General features: G+C 69.8%; 8 protein-coding genes, 1 tRNA gene and 1 rRNA gene. 1 reads left to right on the forward strand and 9 read right to left on the reverse strand.

Going from position 1 to position 17,070, the window contains the following annotated elements:
• Position 1: 1 nt before the first annotated feature.
• From A3Q37_RS11285 to A3Q37_RS11315, 7 genes are all read right to left on the reverse strand, one after another.
• Positions 2-511: a CinA family protein gene (locus A3Q37_RS11285; protein ID WP_065481762.1), complete on the reverse strand. Its 510-nt coding sequence runs from the start codon at positions 509-511 to the stop codon at positions 2-4.
• Entirely contained in the window at positions 508-1,356 is an 849-nt protein-coding gene (gene pgsA / locus A3Q37_RS11290; protein ID WP_065481765.1) for a CDP-diacylglycerol--glycerol-3-phosphate 3-phosphatidyltransferase, read from the reverse strand. The genes A3Q37_RS11285 and pgsA overlap by 4 nt, the downstream gene beginning before the upstream one ends.
• Entirely contained in the window at positions 1,353-2,834 is a 1,482-nt protein-coding gene (gene rimO, locus A3Q37_RS11295; RefSeq protein WP_065481771.1) for a 30S ribosomal protein S12 methylthiotransferase RimO, read from the reverse strand. Before rimO ends, pgsA begins: the two co-directional genes overlap by 4 nt.
• A gap of 165 nt (positions 2,835-2,999) precedes the next feature.
• Positions 3,000-3,800 carry a helix-turn-helix domain-containing protein gene (locus tag A3Q37_RS11300; protein WP_065481774.1) on the reverse strand — a complete coding sequence of 267 codons (801 nt, stop codon included), beginning with the start codon at positions 3,798-3,800 and terminating at the stop codon, positions 3,000-3,002.
• A 331-nt stretch (positions 3,801-4,131) separates the two neighbouring features.
• Complete coding sequence (locus tag A3Q37_RS11305; protein ID WP_065481854.1) at positions 4,132-6,921, reverse strand: DNA translocase FtsK; 2,790 nt, start codon at positions 6,919-6,921, stop codon at positions 4,132-4,134.
• A 170-nt stretch (positions 6,922-7,091) separates the two neighbouring features.
• Complete coding sequence (locus tag A3Q37_RS11310; RefSeq protein ID WP_065481777.1) at positions 7,092-7,775, reverse strand: two-component system response regulator; 684 nt, start codon at positions 7,773-7,775, stop codon at positions 7,092-7,094.
• 244 nt (positions 7,776-8,019) lie between these two features.
• Positions 8,020-13,479 (reverse strand): HAMP domain-containing protein, encoded by a 5,460-nt coding sequence (locus A3Q37_RS11315; protein ID WP_065481779.1) that lies wholly within the window; start codon positions 13,477-13,479, stop codon positions 8,020-8,022.
• A 401-nt stretch (positions 13,480-13,880) separates the two neighbouring features.
• Here A3Q37_RS11315 and A3Q37_RS11320 point away from each other — a divergent pair, with 401 nt between their 5' ends.
• Positions 13,881-16,508, forward strand: coding sequence for a SpoIIE family protein phosphatase (locus tag A3Q37_RS11320; RefSeq protein WP_065481786.1), 2,628 nt, complete (start codon positions 13,881-13,883; stop codon positions 16,506-16,508).
• Positions 16,509-16,587: 79 nt separating this feature from the next.
• On the opposite strand, the gene A3Q37_RS11325 is transcribed toward A3Q37_RS11320, so the two are convergent.
• Positions 16,588-16,660, reverse strand: a tRNA-Thr gene (locus A3Q37_RS11325).
• Between the two features lie 173 nt (positions 16,661-16,833).
• Positions 16,834-16,950: ribosomal RNA gene (gene rrf / locus A3Q37_RS11330) — 5S ribosomal RNA — on the reverse strand.
• Positions 16,951-17,070 lie beyond the last annotated feature (120 nt).

Here is a 17,070-nt window from a genome sequence, read left to right on the forward strand (position 1 = left end):
ATCAATTCCCCCCGTGTTGTTCCGTATCCTGTGCCCGCGCATTCCCGCCGAGTTCGCTCGCGAGCAGTTCGAGGACGCTTCGCACACTCTCACTACGGATATCCGCCCTCTCACCATTCAACCGCAGAGCCGTCACTTTCTCGACGCCGGAGGGTCCGGCGACAGCCACGTGGACGGTGCCGACGGGCTGCCCGTCCTGGGGTTCCGGCCCCGCGACGCCCGTGGTGGAAATCCCCCAGTCCGCGTCGAGCGCCCGGCGCACACCGGCCGCCATCTGGAGCGCGACCTCGGGGTCCACGGCGCCGCGCTCCGCCAGAAGGGTCGGGTCGACGCCCAGGACGTCCCGCTTCAGCTCGGTGGCGTAGGCCGTCACCGAGCCCCGGAAGGACCGCGAGGCTCCGGGTACGGAGGTCAGGTCGGCGGCGACCAGGCCGCCGGTCAGCGATTCGGCGACGGCGAGCGTCTCGCCCCGCGCCCCGAGCAGCCGGAGCACCCGGGCAGCGGCTGTCACCGCTCGGCCTCCGCGGCATCGCGCGCCTCGGCCGTACCGCGTACGTCTGCCACACCACCACGCACATCCGCCACACCGGCCACAGCGCCGCCGGAGGAACCCGCGCCGACCGTGCCGCCGACTGCGCCACCGGCCGCGGTCCCCGCCGCAGCCTGCAACGCCTCCTCCGTGGCCTCCGCCGCCCGCTCGGCCGTGGCGGCGCGCTCCGCCGCGAGGCCCTTGCGGCGCAGGACGACGGCCTGGCGTACGTAATCGAGTCCGGTGACGACCGTCAGCACGACGGCGACCATCATCACCCAGAAGCGCAAGGTCGCCAGGGGGCCGGTGAGCGCCAGGACGTACATCCCGACCGCCGTCCCCTGCGCGAGCGTCTTCAGCTTGCCGCCCCGGCTGGCCGGGATCACGGCATGACGGATCACCCAGAACCGCATGAGCGTGATGCCCAGCTCACGCGCGATGATCACCCCGGTGATCCACCAGGGCAGATCGCCCAGGATCGACAGCGAGACCAGCGCCGCGCCCATGATCGCTTTGTCCGCGATCGGGTCGGCGATCTTCCCGAAGTCCGTGACCAGGTTGTACGTCCGCGCCAGATGGCCGTCGAACAGGTCGGTGATCATGGCGACGGCGAAGGCCGCCCAGGCGAACGAGCGCCAGGCCGGGTCGTAGCCGCCGTTGTGGAACAGCAGCAGGACGAAGCCGGGCACGAGCAGCAGCCGCACCATGGTCAGGATGTTCGCGATGTTCCACAGGCTGGCCTGGTTGACGGCCGCAGTCCCCAGCTTGCCGCCGCGGACCGGCTTCGCGCCGGAACCGCCTGCCGCGGATGCCGGGACTCCCGTCATCTGGCTGCCTCCGCAAGCTCGTGGTGTTCGGCCACGAGGTCGACGCCCTCGGTGCCCACTGCCTTTGCCTCGACCATACGGCCCGGTACGAGACCCTCGCGTGTGGTGAAGACCACCTGGCCGTCCGTTTCGGGAGCCTGGTGGGCCGCGCGCCCGATCGCGACCTCGCCGTCGTCCTCCGACTCCACGGACTCCACGAGCACCTGGAGCGTCTCGCCGACGCGCTCCTCGGCCCGCTGAGAGGTCAGCTCCTCGGCCAGCTGGGAGATGTGGGCCAGGCGCTCCGCGATGACGTCGGCGTCCAGCTTGTTCTCGTAACCGAGCGCCTCGGTGCCCTCCTCGTCGGAGTAGCCGAAGACGCCGATGGCGTCCAGGCGGGCGCCGGTGAGGAAGCGTTCCAGCTCGGCGAGGTCCGCCTCGGTCTCGCCGGGGAAGCCGACGATGAAGTTGGAGCGGGCGCCGGCCTGGGGGGCCTTGGACCGGATGGTGTCCAGGAGCTCCAGGAAGCGGTCGGTGTCGCCGAACCGGCGCATCGCGCGCAGCACGCCGGGGGCGGAGTGCTGGAAGGAGAGGTCGAAGTAGGGGGCGACCTTCGGCGTGGAGGTGAGGACGTCGATGAGGCCGGGGCGCATCTCGGCGGGCTGGAGGTAGCTGACCCGGATCCGCTCGATGCCGTCCACGTCGGCCAGCTCGGGCAGCAGGGTCTCCAGCAGGCGGATGTCGCCGAGGTCCTTGCCGTACGAGGTGTTGTTCTCGGAGACGAGCATGACCTCCTTGACGCCCTGCTCGGCCAGCCAGCGGGTCTCCTGGAGCACGTCCGAGGGCCGCCGCGAGATGAAGGAGCCGCGGAAGGAGGGGATGGCACAGAAGGAGCAGCGGCGGTCGCAGCCGGAGGCGAGCTTGACCGAGGCGACGGGGCTGGTGCCGAGCCGGCGGCGCAGCGGGGCGCGCGGCCCGGAGACCGGGGCGACGCCTTCGGGCAGGTCCTCGGGGGCCGGGGCGGGCGTCTCCTGGGCGTGGCCGGGCAGCGCCACGGCGGCGTCCTGCCGCTCGGCGGGGCTGATCGGCAGGAGCTTGCGGCGGTCGCGCGGGGTGTGCGAGGCGTGGATGCCGCCGTTGAGGATGGTCTGGAGCCGGTCGGAGATATCGGCGTAGTCGTCGAACCCGAGGACGCCGTCCGCCTCCGGCAGGGCCTCGGCGAGGTCCTTGCCGTAGCGCTCGGCCATGCAGCCGACGGCGACGACGGCCTGGGTGCGGCCGTGGTCCTTGAGATCGTTGGCTTCGAGCAGGGCGTCGACGGAGTCCTTCTTGGCGGCTTCGACGAACCCACAGGTGTTGACGACTGCGACATCCGCGTCCGAGGCGTCCTCGACGAGGTCCCAGCCGTCCGCTGCCAAGCGGCCTGCAAGCTCCTCCGAGTCCACCTCGTTACGGGCGCAGCCAAGAGTGACAAGGGCGACGGTACGGCGTTCGGGCATGGACTCAAGACTACTTCGTCCCGGCGACCGCCCTGCCGTGCAGGGTTGCCTGCCCCCGCCGCTGTTACTCCCCGTAGCAGCCGGACGGGGCGGGGAACGCCGACGGGCGCCCGGCACGAGGCCGGGCGCCCGTCGGGACGCGGCAAGGGAATCGTGGACGGCGGATCAGCCGGCCTCGGGGTCACCCTTGGTGTAGGAGAGCCGTTCGACCTGGCCGGGACCGAAGCGGTCCTCGACCTGCTTGCCGTTGACGAAGAGGTCGATCGACCCGGCGTCGCCGAGGACGAGGTCGATGCGCTCCTTGTCCTGGAAGGTCTTGGACTCGCCCTGGAGCAGCAGCCCGTCGAAGAGCCGCCGTCCGTTGTGGTCCTTGACCGAGATCCAGCTCTTGCCGCGGTCCGCGCTGAGCTTGACCGTCACCTTGTCCCGGGGGGCGGCGGCGATGGCGCTCTCGGAGGGCACGGGCTTGGGTTCGGCGGGCTTCGTGGTGGTGGGCTTGGCCGCGGTCTTGTCGGGCTTGGAGCCCTCCGCGACCTGCGCGGTGTTGGTGGGTTCGTCCTCGCCGCTGAAGAGCGTGAAGCCGACGAAACCGATGACGGCGACGATGGCCGCGACCATGGCGGCGGTCCAGTTGGGCCGCCGGGGCTCGGAGCGGATGCGTTCCGCTTCGAACAGCGGTGCCGCGGGGGTCGGGGCGGGACGGCCGCCGTGATCGGCGTCGTACTCCTCGACCAGCGGTTCCGGATCGAGACCGACGGCACGGGCGAGCGTGCGGATGTGGCCGCGGGCGTAGACGTCGCCGCCGCAGCGGGAGAAGTCGTCCTGCTCGATCGCGTGCACGATGGGGATGCGCACCCGGGTGGAGCTGCTGACTTCCTCGACCGTCAGACCTGCGGCGATGCGGGCCTGCTGAAGGGCACGACCGATCGAAGGCCGGTCATCTTCGGGGGAGTTGCCGATGGACACGGGGGCGCCTTTCGAGCGTGAGCCACCTGCTGGATGTTCAGTCTAGGGGGGGTACGAAAGGGAGGGGCAACCGGGAGGGACGACTTTGTACGCCATCGGGTTCGCCGGACGTCTCCGCCTCCGGTTCCGATGCGGAGCGGGGGCGGAGAACAGCCCCGATCGAGGACTGGGCAACCTGTAGTGGGCCGAACGGGGTGGGAGTAAGGGCGGGGTGGTGACGGGGTGAGCCGCGGGGAGGAGCACGGTTCCGTCCCTCCCTTCAACTGGACGTACGACCGTACGAAACGGTTGCCCACAAAACCTTTACGGAGCGGATTCCGTGCGGATTCCGTTATGGAGCGGATTCCCCGCGGATGACGGCCAACACCCCGTCGAGCTCGTCGGGTTTCACCAGGACGTCCCGGGCCTTGGATCCCTCGCTGGGTCCGACGATGGAGCGGGACTCCATCAGGTCCATCAGCCGGCCCGCCTTGGCGAAGCCGACCCGCAGTTTGCGCTGGAGCATCGAGGTCGATCCGAACTGGGTGGAGACGACCAGTTCGGCGGCCTGGCAGAGCAGGTCCAGGTCGTCGCCGATGTCCTCGTCGATCTCCTTCTTCTGCTTCGTACCGACGACGACGTCGTCCCGGAAGACCGGGGCCATCTGGTCCTTGCAGTGCTGGACGACGGCGGCGACCTCGTCCTCGGTGACGAAGGCGCCCTGCATACGGGTGGGTTTGTTGGCGCCCATCGGGAGGAAGAGCCCGTCGCCCTTGCCGATGAGCTTCTCGGCGCCGGGCTGGTCGAGGATGACGCGGCTGTCGGCGAGCGAGGAGGTGGCGAAGGCGAGCCGGGAGGGCACGTTCGCCTTGATCAGGCCGGTGACGACGTCGACCGAGGGCCGCTGGGTGGCGAGCACCAGGTGGATGCCGGCCGCGCGGGCGAGCTGGGTGATGCGGACGATCGAGTCCTCGACGTCGCGCGGGGCCACCATCATCAGGTCGGCCAGCTCGTCGACGATCACCAGCAGATACGGGTACGGGGACAGCTCGCGCTCGCTCCCCTCGGGGAGCTTCACCTTGCCTTCGCGGACCGCCTTGTTGAAGTCGTCGATGTGCCGGTAGCCGAAGGCGGCGAGGTCGTCGTAGCGCAGATCCATCTCGCGCACGACCCACTGGAGCGCCTCGGCGGCCTTCTTGGGGTTGGTGATGATCGGGGTGATCAGGTGCGGGATGCCCTCGTACGCGGTCAGCTCGACGCGTTTGGGGTCGACGAGGACCATCCGTACGTCCTCGGGGGTGGCCCGCACCATGATCGAGGTGATCAGGCAGTTGATGCAGGACGACTTGCCGGAGCCGGTGGCGCCGGCCACGAGCATGTGGGGCATCTTCGCCAGGCTGTGCATGACGTAGCCGCCCTCGACGTCCTTGCCGAAGGCCACCATCATCGGGTCGTCGTCCTCGGCCAGGCGCAGCACGTCGCCGAGGTTGACCATCTCCCGGTCGCTGTTGGGGATCTCGATGCCGACCGCCGACTTGCCCGGGATCGGCGAGATGATCCGTACGTCCGGACTGGCCACCGCGTAGGCGATGTTCTTGGTGAGCGCGGTGATCTTCTCGACCTTCACGGCGGGGCCGAGCTCCACCTCGTACCGCGTGACGGTGGGACCCCGGGTGAAGCCGGTGACGGCGGCGTCCACCTTGAACTCGGTGAAGACGGTGGTCAGCGACTCGACCACGCGGTCGTTGGCGGCGCTGCGGGTCTTGCCGGGGCCGCCGCGCTCCAGCAGGTCGAGCGAGGGCAGGGAGTACGTGATGTCGCCGGAGAGCTGGAGCTGTTCGGCCCGGGCGGGCAGCCCCGGCGAGGACTCGGGGGCGGGCTTGGTCAGGTCGGGCACCCCGCCCGACCGCTCCTCGGCGCCCTCGGGCTCGGGAGCGGACCTACGGACTCCGGGCTTCGGGCGCTCCTCCCGCTCTGCCTCCCGGGCCCCGGGCACGGGCGTCCCGGTGCGCTCCCGGTCCACGGAGACGCCCTGGGTCAGGTCGGCGACGACCGGCGAGGGCGGCATGCCGTTGAGCACGGCCCCGTCGAGCGCGGCAGCGGCGGCGGCCGCGACGTCCACCGCGTCCAGCGGCCGGTTCATCGCGGGCTGCGCGGAGGGCTTGCGGGTCCTGCGGCGCTTGCTGAGCGCCTCCGCCTCGGCCTGGTCGTGGTCGTACACCGGGTCCGCGTCGGTGCGCCGCGTGCCGCGCCGGCGGGTCCGCTCGGGCAGCGCCTCACGCCACTGTTCCTCGTAGCGCTCGTCGTCGTCCTCGTACCCCTCGTGGGCCTCGGGCAGCGGTTCCACGATGCCGAGGCGGACGCCGAGCTGGCGCAGCCGCTGCGGAATGGCGTTGACCGGGGTGGCGGTGACGACGAGGAGCCCAAACACGGTCAGCAGCACCAGCAGCGGTACGGCGAGCACCTCGCCCATCATGAAGATCAGCGGCTTGGACGCGGCCCAGCCGACGAGCCCGCCCGCGTCCTGCATGGCCTCGGTGCCCGCGTCGCGGCCCGGCGTACCGCAGGCGATATGGACCTGACCGAGGACCCCGATGACGAGGGCGGACAGTCCGATGACGATCCGGCCGTTGGCCTCGGGCCGCTCCGGGTACAGGATGAGCCGCACCGCCATCGCGCCCAGCAGTATCGGCGCGAGCAGGTCGAGCCGGCCGAAGGCGCCGGTCACCAGCATCTCGACCAGGTCGCCGACCGGCCCCTGGAGATGGGACCAGGTGCCCGCGGCGACGATCAGCGCCAGGCCGAGCAGCAGCAGGGCGAGCCCGTCCTTGCGGTGGGCGGGGTCAAGTCCCTTGGCGCCACGCCCTATCGAGCGGAACACCGCGCCGACGCCGTGTGCCATGCCGAGCCAGACCGCGCGCACCAGCCGGTAGACGCCCCCGGTGGGTGACGGCGCGGGCTTGGGCGCGGGCTTCTTGGCCGCCGCCTTCTTCGCGGGAGCCTTCTTGGCGGGGGCGGCCGACTTCTTCGGCGCGGTCTTCTTGGCGGGCGCGGCTTTCTTCGCCGGGCCCGGAGTACGGCCGACGCGCTTCGCGGTGCCCGCCGTGCCCTGGGAACCCTTGCCGGACGTACGTGAGGCCATGATGCCGAGGTTACCGCTGTCGTCGCCCGTGAACACGTTCGCCTACTGGTTCACCCGACCGTGTCGCCTCCGAGCGGCCGGGAACTGACGCCGACTCATGGCGCCGGCGCCGCTTCGCGGCAGGGGCTGCGCACGAGCGGGGCTCGACGCGCCAGGTGCTGCTGGAGACGTCAGCCCTGTGCGGGCAGGACGCCCGCGGCCCCGCCGGTGCCCGGCTCCAGCGCGTCGAGCGCGCGACGCAGGCCGGTCAGCTTGCGCTCCAGGTGGGCGGCGGTGGCGACCGCGGCCGCGTCCGCGGATTCGTCGTCGAGCTGCTTGGAGAGCGCTTCCGCCTGCTCCTCGACCGCCGCGAGCCGTGCGGAGAGTTCGGCCAGCAGACCGGCCGGCTCCTTCTCGTGCTCGCCGCCCGCGTGGCCGTCGCCCTCCAACTGGAGCCGCAGCAGAGCCGCCTGCTCGCGGAGCTTGCAGTTCTTCATGTACAGCTCGACGAAGACCGAGACCTTCGCCCGCAGCACCCACGGGTCGAACGGCTTGGAGATGTAGTCCACCGCACCGGCCGCGTACCCGCGGAAGGTGTGGTGCGGACCGTGGTTGATCGCGGTGAGGAAGATGATCGGGATGTCCCGGGTCCGCTCCCGCCGCTTGATGTGCGCGGCGGTCTCGAAACCGTCCATGCCCGGCATCTGGACGTCCAGCAGAATGACCGCGAAGTCGTCCGTGAGCAGCGCTTTGAGCGCCTCCTCCCCTGACGATGCCCGGACCAGTGTCTGATCGAGCGCAGAGAGGATGGCCTCCAGCGCCAGCAGATTCTCCGGCCGGTCATCGACCAGGAGGATCTTGGCCTTCTGCACCATGGCCCGCCCTCCTCGCCCCGGAAATGCACCGGGTGCCGCCCCAGGGGACGACTCCCTTACGCCGTCCGTCCTTGTGCCGGTCATGGTAGCCGCACCCCGCCCGTCACCACACCCTGTCACCGCGATGTCACTGTGCACATACCGCAAACGCGGTGGGAGACCAGAAGGTTCCCCGAATGCAGCGCGTTCACACCCGTTCGAGCACAGTCGGTCAACAACTCACGCCAATTCGCTCAATCCTCGATCACTCTCCGTGCATCCACTGCTCCATCACCGCAAGCAGATGATCAGGGTCGACCGGCTTCGTCACATAGTCGGAAGCTCCGCAATCGATGGCCTTCTCCCGGTCGCCCTTCATCGCCTTCGCGGTGAGCGCGACGATCGGCAGCCCGGCGAACTGCGGCATCCTGCGGATCGCGGTCGTCGTCGCGTACCCGTCCATCTCGGGCATCATGATGTCCATCAGCACGACCGTCACATCGTCGTGCTGCTCCAGGACTTCGATGCCCTCCCGGCCGTTCTCCGCGTACAGCACGGAGAGTCCGTGCTGCTCCAGCACGCTGGTGAGCGCGAAGACGTTACGGATGTCGTCGTCGACGATGAGCACCTTCTCGCCCCGGAAGCGGAATGTCCGCTGGGGCGCCGGTTCGGCCGCCGCGCTCTGCTCCTGCTTCTGGCTCTCGCCCTGGCCCCCCTGCACCCACTCCTCCTGCTGCGGGGCGCTCTCGGACGTCGTGCGCCCGGCCGGCAGTGCGGGCTTGCGTGCCGCGTCGCCCAGGGCCTTGCGCCGCCTGCGGAACACCCCGGCGGAGTTGGCCGGGTCGCCGTACGGAGCCGACTGGCCCTGCGCCGACTGCCCCTGCCCCATCTCGCCCGCCCCGCCCAGCACCTCGGCGGAACCGGAACCCACCGGCGGGTAGCCCTGGGGCGGCAGTTCGGCGCGGTGCAGCGGCAGGTACAGGGTGAACGTCGAACCCCGTCCGGGCTCGCTCGCCGCATGGATCTCGCCGCCGAGCAGCCGGGCGATCTCCCGGCTGATGGAGAGGCCGAGACCGGTGCCGCCGTACTTCCGGCTCGTCGTGCCGTCCGCCTGCTTGAACGCCTCGAAGATCACCAGCATCTTGCTGGACGCGATCCCGATCCCGGTGTCGGTGACCGAGAACGCGATCAGATCGGCGTCCGCGTCCCGCAGCGAACCCGCCTCCAGCAGATGCTCCCGGATCGCGTTCGGCACATCGGCGCCGGCCGGCCGGATCACCAGCTCCACCGCACCGGTGTCGGTGAACTTCACCGCGTTGGACAGCAGGTTGCGCAGCACCTGGAGCAGCCGCTGCTCGTCGGTGTGCAGCGTCGCGGGCAGCTCCGGCGACACCCGTACGGAGAAGTCGAGCCCCTTCTCCGCGGTGAGCGGGCGGAAGGTCGCCTCCACGTAGTCGACCAGCTGGACCAGCGCGATCCGGGTCGGGCTGACATCCATCTTGCCCGCCTCGACCTTCGACAGGTCCAGGATGTCGTTGATCAGCTGGAGCAGGTCGGACCCGGCCCCGTGGATCGTCTCGGCGAACTCCACCTGCTTCGGCGAGAGATTGCCCTCGGCGTTGTCCGCCAGCAACTTGGCCAGAATCAGCAGCGAGTTGAGCGGCGTGCGCAGCTCGTGCGACATGTTCGCCAGGAACTCGGACTTGTAGCGCATCGAGACCGCGAGCTGCTCGGCGCGCTCCTCCAGCACCTGGCGCGCCTCCTCGATCTCGGTGTTCTTCACCTCGATGTCGCGGTTCTGCTGGGCCAGCAGCTCGGCCTTCTCCTCCAGTTCGGCGTTGGACGCCTGGAGGGCCTTCTGCCGGTTCTCCAGCTCCTGCGAGCGGTCACGCAGTTGCTCGGTCAGCTCCTGCGACTGCTCCAGCAGCTTCTCGGTCTTGGTGTTGACGCTGATCGTGTTGACGCTCGTCGCGATCATCTCGGCGAGCTGGTTGAGGAAGTCCCGCTGGATATGCGTGAACGGCTGGAAGGAGGCCAGCTCGATCACCCCGAGCACCTTGCCCTCGAAGAGCACCGGCAGCACGATCACATGCGCGGGCGGCGCCTCGCCGAGACCGGAGGAGATCTTCAGATACCCCGGCGGCACATTGTCCACCTGGATCGTCCGCTTCTCCTCGGCCGCCGTCCCGATGAGCGTCTCACCGGGCCGGAACGAGGTCGGCATCGAACCCGCCGAGTAGCCGTAACTCCCCCGCATCCGCAGCTCGTACGAGCCCGACTCGCCGTTGTCCGGACCGACCTCGTCCGAATCGCCCGGGGACATGGCCAGGAAGAACGCGCCGTGCTGCGCCGAGACCACCGGCGTCAGCTCGCTCATGATCAGCGAGGCCACGTCGTCCAGATCGCGGCGGCCCTGCATCAGACCGGAGATCCGGGCGAGGTTGCCCTTCAACCAGTCCTGCTCCTTGTTGGCGAGGGTGGTGTCGCGGAGGTTCGCGATCATCGTGTTGATGTTGTCCTGGAGGACCTGGATCTCCCCGGCCGCGTCCACGTCGATCTTGAGGTTCAGATCGCCGCGGGTCACCGCGGTGGCGACGGCCGCGATGGCGCGCACCTGCCGGGTCAGGTTCCCGGCCATCTCGTTCACCGACTCGGTGAGGTCGCGCCAGGTGCCGTCCACGTCCCGCACCCGCGCCTGACCGCCCAGCTGCCCCTCGGTGCCCACCTCGCGGGCGACCCGGGTCACCTGCTCGGCGAACGAGGACAGCTGGTCGACCATCGTGTTGATGGTGTTCTTCAGCTCCTGGATCTCACCGCGCGCGTCGATGTCGATCTTCTTGGTCAGATCGCCCTTGGCGATGGCGGTGGTGACCGTGGCGATCTGCCGCACCTGGCCGGTCAGGTTGGAGGCCATCGAGTTCACGGACTCGGTGAGGTCCTTCCACGTACCGGCGACCCCCGGCACCCGGGCCTGGCCGCCCAGTTCGCCTTCCGTACCCACCTCGCGGGCCACACGCGTGACCTCGTCGGCGAACGAGGACAGCGTCGTCACCATCGTGTTGACCGTGTCGGCCAGCTCCGCGACCTCGCCGCGCGCCTCCACGGTGACCTTCTTCGTCAGATCGCCGTTGGCGACCGCGGAGGAGACCCGGGAGATGTTCCGCACCTGGCTGGTCAGGTTGTTGGCCATCAGGTTGACGTTCTCGCTGAGGTCCTTCCAGATGCCGGTCGCCCCGCGCACCCGGGCCTGACCGCCGAGGATCCCCTCGGTGCCCACCTCGCGGGCCACCCGGGACACCTCGTCGGCGAAGTTCAGCAGCTGGTCGACCATCGTGTTGACGGTCGTGACCAGTTCGAGGATCTCGCCCTTGGCGTCGACGGTGATCTTCTTCGAGAGATCGCCCTTGGCGACCGCGGTGGTGACCTCGGCGATGTTGCGGACCTGGAGGGTCAGGTTGTTCGCCATGCCGTTGACGGACTGCGTGAGGTCCTTCCACGTACCGGACACGCCCTGCACCTCGGCCTGACCGCCGAGGATGCCCTCCGTACCCACCTCACGGGCGACCCGCGTCACCTGCTCCGCGAAGTTGGACAGCTGGTCCACCATCGTGTTGAGGGTGTTCTTCAGCTCCAGGATCTCGCCCCGGGCGTCCACGTCGATCTTCTGCGACAGGTCACCGCGCGCGACCGCCGTGGCGACCTGCGCGATGTTACGGACCTGAGCGGTGAGGTTCCCCGCCATGCCGTTCACCGAATCGGTCAGATCGCGCCACACTCCGGCCACACCGGGCACCTGCGCCTGGCCGCCGAGCCGGCCGTCCGTACCCACCTCACGGGCCACCCTCGTGACCTGGTCGGCGAAGGCGGAGAGCTGGTCGACCATCGTGTTGATGGTGTTCTTGAGCTCCAGGATCTCACCGCGGGCGTCCACATCGATCTTCTGCGACAGGTCGCCCCGCGCCACCGCCGTCGTCACCTGCGCGATCTGCCTCACCTGGGAGGTGAGGTTCCCGGCCATGAAGTTGACGGAGTCCGTGAGCTCCTTCCACGTACCCGAGACGCCGTCCACGCGCGCCTGACCGCCGAGGCGGCCCTCGGTGCCCACGTCCCGGGCCATCCGCGTCACCTGGTCGGCGAAGCTGGAGAGCTGCGCCACCATCGTGTTGACGGTGTTCTTCAGCTCCAGCATCTCGCCGGCCACGTCCACGGTGACCTTCTGCGACAGATCACCGTTGGCGACCGCCGTGGTGACCTGCGCGATGTCCCGTACCTGACCGGTCAGGTTGCGGAACGCGGTGTTCACCGAGTCGGTGAGGTCCTTCCACGTGCCCGCCGCGCCCGGCACCTCGGCCTGACCGCCGAGGCGGCCCTCGACGCCGACCTCCCGGGCCACCCGGGTCACCTCGGAACCGAACGACTGGAGCTGGTCCACCATCGTGTTGACAGTGTTCTTCAGCTCCAGCATCTCGCCGGCCACATCGACCGTGACCTTCTGCGACATGTCACCGCTGGCCACCGCGGTCGTCACCTGCGCGATGTTGCGCACCTGCGTGGTGAGGTTCCGGAAGACCGTGTTCACCGAGTCGGTGAGGTCCTTCCACGTCCCCGCGGCCCCCGGCACCTGCGCCTGACCGCCGAGAAGCCCCTCGCCACCGACCTCGCTCGCCACCCGGGTCACTTCGTCCGCGAAGGTCCGCAGCGTCTCGGTCATCTGGTTGATCGTCTCGGCGAGCTGCGCGACCTCGCCGCGCGCGCTCACCGTGACCTTCTGCGTCAGGTCACCGCTCGCGACCGCCGTCGTCACCTCCGCGATCCCGCGCACCTGGGAGGTGAGGTTGCCCGCCATCGTGTTGACGGAGTCAGTGAGGTCCTTCCACACCCCGGCCACACCCGGCACGGTCGCCTGACCGCCCAGCTCGCCCTCCGTACCCACCTCACGGGCGACGCGCGTCACCTCGGAGGAGAACGAGGACAGCTGGTCGACCATCGTGTTGACGGTGTTCTTCAGCTGGAGCATCTCACCGGCCACATGGACGGTGACCTTCCGCGACAGATCACCCTTGGCGACCGCCGTCGTCACCAGCGCGATGTCCCGCACCTGGGCCGTCAGCCGGTACGCCATGGTGTTCACGGAGTCCGTGAGGTCCTTCCAGGACCCGGACATCCCCCGCACCTGCGCCTGGCCGCCGAGCTTGCCCTCGGTGCCCACCTCGACGGCGACCCGGGTCACCTGCTCGGTGAAGACCGACAGCTGGTCGACCAGGTTGTTGACCGTACGGGCGACCTTCAGGAACTCGCCGCGCAGCGGCCGTACCGTCTCGTCCTGCGTGTGCGAGCGCAGCTCCATCCGCTGCTCCAGATCACCGTCGGCGACCGCCGACAGGACCCGGCCCACCTCGGAGACCGGTCGCGCGAGATCGTCGACGAGCTCGTTGGAGGCGTCGATCGCGGCCGCCCAGGAACCCTCGCAGGCGCCCGTCTCCAGCCGCTCCGTGAGCTTGCCCTCACGCCCGACCACCCGCCGTACGCGCGCCAGCTCACCGGTGAGGTGAAGATTCCGGTCGGCGACCTCGTTGAAGACCGCCGCGATCTCCGTCATCACACCGTCGCCCGAGACGGTGAGCCGCCTGCGGAAATTGCCGTCGCGCATCGCCACGAGGCCCGCGAGCACTCTGTTCAGAGCTGCCGCGTCCACTTCGACGGTGCCATTGCGCTGCTTTTTCACGGACTGTCCGCCTTTTGTACGCGCCTTCGAACCCTGCGCCGCCACGCCAGACTCCACCGTGTCCCTCCCGCAGGGGTTGACCGTTTCACTCGGGCCTATCCGGAAGTTTGCCCAGTTCCACTTTGGCTCACCGCCACAGCACACCGTCAACGGGCGACCGGGCGGACGTCAAATCGTTGCAACGTACCAGGCCGGAACAGGTCGGCGGGCAACCTGCACCGGTTGCCCCCCATCCCTTGCACCGGGAGTCCATACTTGTGCGCCCGCGCACCACCACCGGGGCGACTTGTCCCGAACTAGGCCCTCGCGTACCCGGCGCCCTTGAGATACGTCTAGCCTGGCAAGCGAATCGAAGCGGCGATAAACGGGCACAGGACTCGGGGAAGCGACGAGACACCAATATGGGGAGTGCTGTGATCACCGCGCGCGCGGCCGCCACCTTCGAACCGGTCGGACGCTCGGTCGCGACCGCCCGCGCCTTCGTCCGGGACACGCTCCAGGGGTGGGGCTACAACGATGTCGTCGACGATGCCGTCGTCCTCACCAGTGAGCTCGTGACCAACGCCGTCATCCACGCGGGCACGGCGGCCGACGTCCTGTGCCTGCGCACCGAGGAAGGCGTCCGCGTCGAGGTCTCCGACCACTACCCGGAACGCGAGGTCCCGCTCCAGAGCAGCGCCCTCGACTTCGGCAGCCCGGACCGCGAGAACGGCCGCGGTCTGCTGCTCTGCGCCGCCCTGGCCTCCCGCTGGGGCGTCGAGTACAGCCCCACCCGCAAGCACGTCTGGTTCCAGCTGGACCTGCCCGACCGGCCCGTGGGCATCCGCTCCGCCGGTCCGGTCCTGCCCACCTCGCTCCTCCCGGTCACCGACCAGCGGATCCGGGTCGCCGTCGTCCAGATCGACAGCGTCGGCGCGATCAGCGCGTGGAACGACGACGCCGCGTACGTCTTCGGGCACACCGCGGAGCAGGTCACCGGAAAGCAGTTCACCGACTTCGTGGCCTGGCCGCACACCCCCGGCACCAACACGGGCATCGCCGAAGCCCTCCAGCTCTCCCGCTGGGAGGGCAGCTACGGCATCCGCGGCGCGGACGGCCGGACCATCGCCGTCTACGCCTCGCATCTGCGGGTCCGCGACAACGACGGCGACCCGTCCACGGTCTGCCTCCTCGTCCGCGACGACGAACGCGCCGTCCTCCAGACCCCGGTCCGCGCCCCGGTCTCCGACGCCTCCTCCGACAGCCGCACCGCGGACCCGTTCGAGGTCTTCATCGGCTCCCCCGCCCCCGACGACCTCGACGGCCTCCTCCAGCGGACGGTCGAGCGCGCCCGCGACATGCTCGACGCCGACGCCGCGTTCCTCCTCCTGGCCACCGACGACGAGACGGAGCTGGAGGTCCGCGCGACGACGGGCCTCCCCTCGGCCCGCCAGCGCTTCGCCCGGGTCCCCGTCGAAGCCGGAACGGGACGCTACGGCTCCGCCCGCATGCCGGCCGTGCACGAGGACCTGACCGCCGTCCCCGGCGCCGTCCCGCTCCTCACCGACACCGGAATGCGCTCGGTCGTCACGGTCCCGCTGAAGGTCGAGGGCCGGCTCACCGGTTCCCTCGGCGTCGCGGCGGAGGGCGCGGGCCGCTACTCGAACGAGGAGGCCCTGCGCCTCCAGTTCGCCGCCGACCGCATCGCGCTGGCCGTGGAGTCCGCCCGCCTCGGCGAGCTGGAACGGCTGCGCCGCGGCTCCCTGTCCTTCCTCGTCGAGGCTTCCGACCTGCTGGCCGGCACGCTCGACCGGGACCAGACCCTGGCGCTCATGGCCCAGATGACGGTCCCGACCCTGGCCACCTGGTGCGCCGTCTACACGATCGCGGACCAGTCCTCCGATCCGTACCTCTCGTACGTGCTCCACGAGGACGAGGACCTCATCGACGGCCTCAAGGCCCTGCTCTCGAAGATCGCCCCGCCGGATCCGGTCCCGACGCCGGGCGCCCGCGTCTGGGCCGCCCCTTCGGAGGCGGGCCACCGCGCGGCTCTGTCCACGTCGACCCGCAGCCTGGCCCACGACGCCCCGCTGAGCATGAGCACGGCCACCCGCACGACGCTCGCCACGGCCCAGGCCGTCGGCGGCGAGACGGTGGTCCTGCCGCTGGTCGCCCGCAACCGCGTGATCGGCATGCTGACGCTCGGGAAGCCGTCGGACGACCACTTCCGCCAGGAGATCCTGGAACTGGCCGAGGACCTGTCCCGCCGGGCCGCCCTGGCCCTGGACAACGCCCGCCTGTACTCGGAGCGCATGGCGATCAGCCAGTCCCTCCAGCGCAGCCTGCTGCCCCCGGGCCTCCCCGACGTGCCGAACGTCGAGATCGAGGTCATCTACCGCGCGGCCGGCGAGGGCAACGAGGTCGGCGGCGACTTCTACGACGTCTTCCCGATCCGCGACGGCGCGTACGGCTTCGCCATTGGCGACGTCTGCGGTACGGGCCCGGAGGCGGCCGCCGTCACGGGCCTGGCCCGCCACGCGCTGCGCCTGCTGGCCCGCGAGGGCTTCGGCGGCCCGGCGGTCCTGGAGCGCCTCAACGCGGCGATCCTCGACGAGGGCGCCCGCAGCCGCTTCCTGACCCTGCTGTACGGCGAGCTGTGGCCCCAGGAGGACGGCAGCGCCCTCCTGAAGGTCGTCTGCGCCGGCCACCCGCTGCCGCTGCGCCTGCGCCAGGACGGCTCCGTGGAGTCCGCCGCGGAACCGCAGCCCCTGCTCGGCGTGCTCGAAGACCTCGACCTGTACGAGCAGGAGGTCGTCCTCAACCCCGGCGACGTCCTGCTGTGCGTCACGGACGGCGTCACCGAACGCCGCGAGGGAACCCGCATGCTGGGCGACGACGGCCTCGCGGACGTCCTGTCGACGTGTACGGGCCTGACGGCCGGAGCGGTCGCCTCACGCATCCTGCGGGCCGTGGAACGCTTCGCCGCCGAGCCGGCCTCGGACGACATGGCGATCCTGGCCATGCGCGTCCCGGAGCCTCCGCTGGTCTGACTCCCGCCGTCCGACTCGGGTCGGCCCCTCTTCAACGCGAAAGGCCCCCGCCGTGTGGCGGGGGCCTTTCGTTGTTCCGAGCCCCAATGCGGAATCGAACCGCAGACCTTCTCCTTACCATGGAGACGCTCTACCGACTGAGCTATTGGGGCCTCGTTGCACTGTGGCAACGAGGTAAACCATACACGGGATCAGGGGATACGCATAATCGCGATCACGGGGGGTATGGCAGGCTGGCCGGCCGCCGTTCCGGGGTTTCGGGGCTCCGCGTCCGGAACGCAGAAAAGCCCCGCACCAAAAGGTGCGGGGCTTCCCCACAAAGATTGTTCGGCGGCGTCCTACTCTCCCACAGGGTCCCCCCTGCAGTACCATCGGCGCTGAAAGGCTTAGCTTCCGGGTTCGGAATGTAACCGGGCGTTTCCCTAACGCAATGACCACCGAAACACTATGAAACTGTGAACACCGGACAAAAACACGGCTGTTCGTTATTTCAGAACTAACACAGTGGACGCGAGCAACTGAGGACAAGCCCTCGGCCTATTAGTACCAGTCAGCTCCACCC

The organism is Streptomyces sp. PTY087I2 (assembly GCF_001687325.1).
Classification (GTDB): Bacteria; Actinomycetota; Actinomycetes; order Streptomycetales; family Streptomycetaceae; genus Streptomyces.

Coding starts and splice junctions, on each gene's coding strand:
- pgsA (WP_065481765.1), bottom strand. CDS start 1,356: ATGACGGGAGTCCCGGCATCCGCGGCAGGCGGTTCCGGCGCGAAGCCG.
- A3Q37_RS11305 (WP_065481854.1), bottom strand. CDS start 6,921: ATGGCCTCACGTACGTCCGGCAAGGGTTCCCAGGGCACGGCGGGCACC.
- rimO (WP_065481771.1), bottom strand. CDS start 2,834: ATGCCCGAACGCCGTACCGTCGCCCTTGTCACTCTTGGCTGCGCCCGT.
- A3Q37_RS11310 (WP_065481777.1), bottom strand. CDS start 7,775: ATGGTGCAGAAGGCCAAGATCCTCCTGGTCGATGACCGGCCGGAGAAT.
- A3Q37_RS11320 (WP_065481786.1), top strand. CDS start 13,881: ATGGGGAGTGCTGTGATCACCGCGCGCGCGGCCGCCACCTTCGAACCG.